At 64.0% G+C, this 4,135-nt stretch carries 4 protein-coding genes; 2 read left to right on the top strand and 2 right to left on the bottom strand.

The annotated features are described in order from the left end of the window. Nucleotides 1–111 precede the first annotated feature (111 nt). Nucleotides 112–465 carry a tyrosine-type recombinase/integrase gene (locus ACLP4W_RS20125; protein WP_442378771.1) on the top strand — a complete coding sequence of 118 codons (354 nt, stop codon included), beginning with the start codon at nucleotides 112–114 and terminating at the stop codon, nucleotides 463–465. Nucleotides 466–1,552: 1,087 nt separating this feature from the next. Here the strand turns inward: ACLP4W_RS20125 and ACLP4W_RS20120 are convergent. Continuing rightward, nucleotides 1,553–2,650 (bottom strand): CaiB/BaiF CoA transferase family protein, encoded by a 1,098-nt coding sequence (locus tag ACLP4W_RS20120; RefSeq protein ID WP_442388944.1) that lies wholly within the window; start codon nucleotides 2,648–2,650, stop codon nucleotides 1,553–1,555. A gap of 116 nt (nucleotides 2,651–2,766) precedes the next feature. Between ACLP4W_RS20120 and ACLP4W_RS20115 the strand changes: the two genes are divergently transcribed. Then, nucleotides 2,767–3,393, top strand: a complete 627-nt coding sequence (locus ACLP4W_RS20115) for a TetR/AcrR family transcriptional regulator (protein ID WP_442388942.1) — start codon at nucleotides 2,767–2,769, stop codon at nucleotides 3,391–3,393. Here the strand turns inward: ACLP4W_RS20115 and ACLP4W_RS20110 are convergent. Continuing rightward, the coding region (locus ACLP4W_RS20110) for an aldehyde dehydrogenase family protein (protein WP_442388940.1) at nucleotides 3,363–4,135 on the bottom strand (773 nt) is incomplete at its 5' end. The two genes, ACLP4W_RS20115 and ACLP4W_RS20110, sit on opposite strands and share 31 nt — an antisense overlap.

Raw genomic sequence — 4,135 nt, 5'->3', positions numbered from 1 at the left:
CGCGGACGCGCTGGTGCTGCGGGTGGGCCAGGCGTATGAGTCCGCCACAGACTGGCATCGCAAGGCACCGGCACCGACGAGCGCGGCAAGAACACGCCAAGATGGCGGACCGTGACCATCTGCACGGCTGCCTCGGACAGGAATCCCTATTTCGGCGATCCATTCGATGCCAACAAACTCGGTCTTGTATTCACGACAAAGAACGGGACACCTCTCGAACCGAGGGACGTCAACCGAGCGTTCTGGACGCTGTGCCGACGAGCTGATGTGCGAAGCATTCGGCTGCACGACCTTCGACATTCGTGTGCCACGTTGTTGTTCGCGATGGGTGTCGAGGCAGCAACGGTGCAGCGCATTCTGCGTCATAGCTCGATTTCTGTGACGACGGGATACGTCGATGTGATCGAACAGGTTCGGCGCGCCGCGGTTGCGGGCATGGATTCGCTGCTGAGCCCGGCCCGGTGATGGCGACGCTCACGGGCTAGCGGACGGTCGGGGGCCGTCCGCAGCCGCCTTTCAGTACCCATCGGGGGTATATACGACAACCGATACGACCACTCGCCAGCGAACTCCGGCGTTAGCCCGGCGGCTGCGGAAATGCCGGGCGCCTTCACGCATGCGTGACGCCGAGCCGAGCCATCTGCTTGAGATAGTCAGACGCCGTGAAACGGGGGCGGGGCGTTGGGGTGCTCGGATCAGTAGTTCGCAGTAGGGCGTTGGTAGCGCTGGTCGGGCACCGGTCCCCAAGGGGCCAGACGCGCCTCGACGGCCTGCTGCTGGTCAACGAAATGCCGCGGTGAAGTGCTGCCAGCGGGGCGCGAACATAAGCTCCGCGTCAGTGCGACATCGAGATCTGAGCTGAGGGGGTCCGCTACACATGTCATCTCTTAAGCCAGATCGGCCGGTCCTCTGGTGTCGACTGGCCGCAGAAGAGGCACAAGCCACGAAGGGCAAAACAATCAAGGAGCGAGCCGGCCGACCCCTCCAGCCTGACATTGGCAACATCAACATCTTCTGGTCCGTGACCCACGCAGGACTCACGATCGCGACTGCGAAGGGCCAACACCCTTCATCTTCTGCACAGCACCGCCTACGGAAGCTTGCCTATCACGCTCCCCGTTCGTGACACACGTGGATTCAGGCTAGCCGGGTTCGCTTTCAACGAGGAGGTCCAGGAATGCGAGTGACGGTGCTTGGAGCAACTGCTGTGTGGGTCTGACGTAATGGAGCTGGTAGAGCGCTACAGCGTCGACATGCCAATCGCGCGTGAGGTGGGAGCCGTCATCGATCACGGCCGGACGGTGCACTCTGCCTGTCGAGGCCTCCGGCGAGCTGCGCCGGTGCATGAGGTTTGGGGATGATGTGGTGAGCGACGCGAACCGACTGATGTCGAACGAGGAGGCGTGGGCGGTGGCTGCGCGGTGGGGAGCGGAGCCTCGCATGAGCGAGCTCGACGCGGCCTGAATAACCCGATCCGCAATTGTTGGGACGGACCAGAAATAGTCAAATATGACTGTTTTAATTTGTGGACAGGACCGCTGCCGGTCAATGCTCAGTTCAGCCAATCGGCGAGCACCTCGTCGGTGTGCTGGCCGGGTACGCAAGGTGGGCTGTCCACCACTGCCGGAGTGCGCGAGAAACGCGGGGCCGGGGATGGCTGGGTTATGCCATTGCCGACGAAAAAGGTTTTGCGGGCTGCCAATTGCGGATGGCCCGGCGCATCGGACATGCCGAGTACGGGTGCCACGCAGGCGTCGCTGTCGCTGAATATCGTTGCCCACTCCTGTTGAGGGCGCGCGGCGAAGGCGTCGCTGATCTTGGCTCGCAGCTGCGGCCACGCGTTGCGGTCGAATTGCGCGTTGGGGTCCGGCGGTAGTTTGAGTACTCGCAAGAACTCGGCATAGAACTGCGGTTCAAGCGCCCCGACGGCCATGAACTTTGCGTCCGAGGTCTGATAGACGCCGTAGAATGGCGAACCGCCATCACCGAGGTTGGTGCCGCGTTCATCGGACCAGACTCCCGCCGCATAACAGCTGTAGATCATGGTCATCAGATGAGCGGTGCCATCGACGATCGCCGCGTCGACCACCTGGCCGCGGCCGCTTCGTCGGGCCCCGTCCAGGGCAGCGAGCATGCCCACCAGCAGGTACATGCTTCCACCGGCGAAGTCGCCGACGAGGTTGAGCGGGATCTGCGGGGGACCACCGGCCTGCCCGATCGCGTGCAAGGCGCCGGTGGGTGCGATGTAGGTGATGTCATGGCCGGCGGTATGCGCGATCGGGCCGTCCTGACCCCATCCGGTCATGCGTCCGTAGATCAATTGGGGTCGGCGCGCCAAGCATGGTTCGGGTCCGATGCCAAGACGCTCGGCCACCCCGGGGCGGAATCCCTCGAACAGGATGTCGGCATGCTCGACCAGTGACAGCACCGTCTCCGCCCCGCCGGGTTTGGCGAGATCGACGGCGATCGAGCGTTTTCCGCGGTTGAGCAGGTCGTCGGCCCACGGCACTAGTTGCATGCCGCCGCCACCCGGGCGATCGACACGCACCACATCGGCGCCCAGATCCGCAAGCAGCATTCCGCAGAAGGGCCCCGGTCCGATCCCGGCTATTTCGAGAACCTTCACACCGGACAACGGGCCAGTCGTCATGTCCGTCTCCACTCAGCGCCGCTCAAGCGTGCATAAATAGTCAATCGTGACTAGTATTGAGGCTAGCGCTATTTTCTGTACTGTGTCAATTTGCCGCACAACTTGAGGAGTTCACCTTGACTGCAAGGAGTTCGACCGCTACCCCGCCGATCCGGATCAGTCAGCGCGAGCGTCGTCAGGCCGCGGAACGGAAGCTGCTTGACGCCACGGTTTCGATCCTGATCGAGCGCGGCTACGCGGCAACCACCACGCTCGAGGTGCAAAAGCAAGCCGGTGTCTCTCGCGGGGTCCTGTTGCACTACTTCGGCTCCCGGGGCGAGCTCATCAGCGCGGCGGCACGCCGCTTGTATGCCACGAAGGTCGGCGAGGCGCGGCTGCGTGCCACCGAGACGCTCGACGGGGAGGACTGGGCTTCGCTGCTCTGGCAGGTCGTTTCCGGCCCGTTGGGTGGAGCCTCCCTCGAGTTGCTCATTGCTGCCCGACACGATCCCGACATGCGCGACTACCTCAAACCCCTGGAACGCGAGTTCGCGCGCGCGAACCTCGACCTGTGCAAGGCGCTGCTCGGCGAGAAGCGCGCCGCCCACAAACGATTCCCCGAATTCTGCATGGTGGTGATCAATTCGATGCTGGGAGCTGCGGCCAGCAAACCAGGCCATGGCAGCACGGAGGAGAAGCGCCTGCTCGAAGCGTGGCGGCGGATTCCCGACCTCTACTTCGCCCCGGAGGCAAGCGACGCGTGACCGTGGTTTCGGCTACCGGCCCGCCGTAATCGCCGCCGGACATCGCGGGCCACGAACAGGCGCAGCAATGCGCCAACGGTGCGGCCTCGCCGGTGCGAGTAGGGGTACCACAGCAGTTGGTTCTCCATCCTCGGCACGCGTGGCGTCGTGATGGCCTGCTGACGGCAGTACTTCCGGATACCCTGGGGGCCGCCCAGCCGGGACCCGAGGCCGGAGCTCTTCCAGCCGCCATGTGGCAGGGGGAAGCAGAACAGGTTCGAGTAGGCGTCGTTGATGTTCACCGCGCCGACCTCGAGCCGGTGTGCGATGTCGCGTCCGTGAGCGATGTCCTTGGTCCACACCGTGGCCGACAGCCCGTACTGGGAGTCGTTTGCCAACCGGATCGCCTCTTCTTCGTCGGCGACCCTCATCACAGGGATCGTCGGGCCGAAAGTCTCCTCGCGCATGCAGGCCATCGAATGATCGACGTCGAGAAGAATCGTGGGCTCGAAGAACCCGCCGTTGCCGGTCGTCTTTCCGCCAATCGCGATCGTGGCCCCGCGGGCCACGGCATCCTGGACGTGGCTCCTCACGATCTCGACCTGCTGCTCGGTGACCAAAGTGCCGATATCCGCCGAGTACGAACCGTTGTCGACCCCCTGCCTGATCGACCGCACCCGCTCGGTGAGCAGTGCGACAAACCGGTCATAGGCCGGTGCCTCGACGTACACCCGCTCCACCGAGATGCAGGCCTGACCCGAGT

This window comes from Mycobacterium sp. (assembly GCF_052145595.1).
Lineage (GTDB): Bacteria > Actinomycetota > Actinomycetes > Mycobacteriales > Mycobacteriaceae > Mycobacterium.
This window is presented reverse-complemented; position numbering and strand designations above follow the sequence as displayed.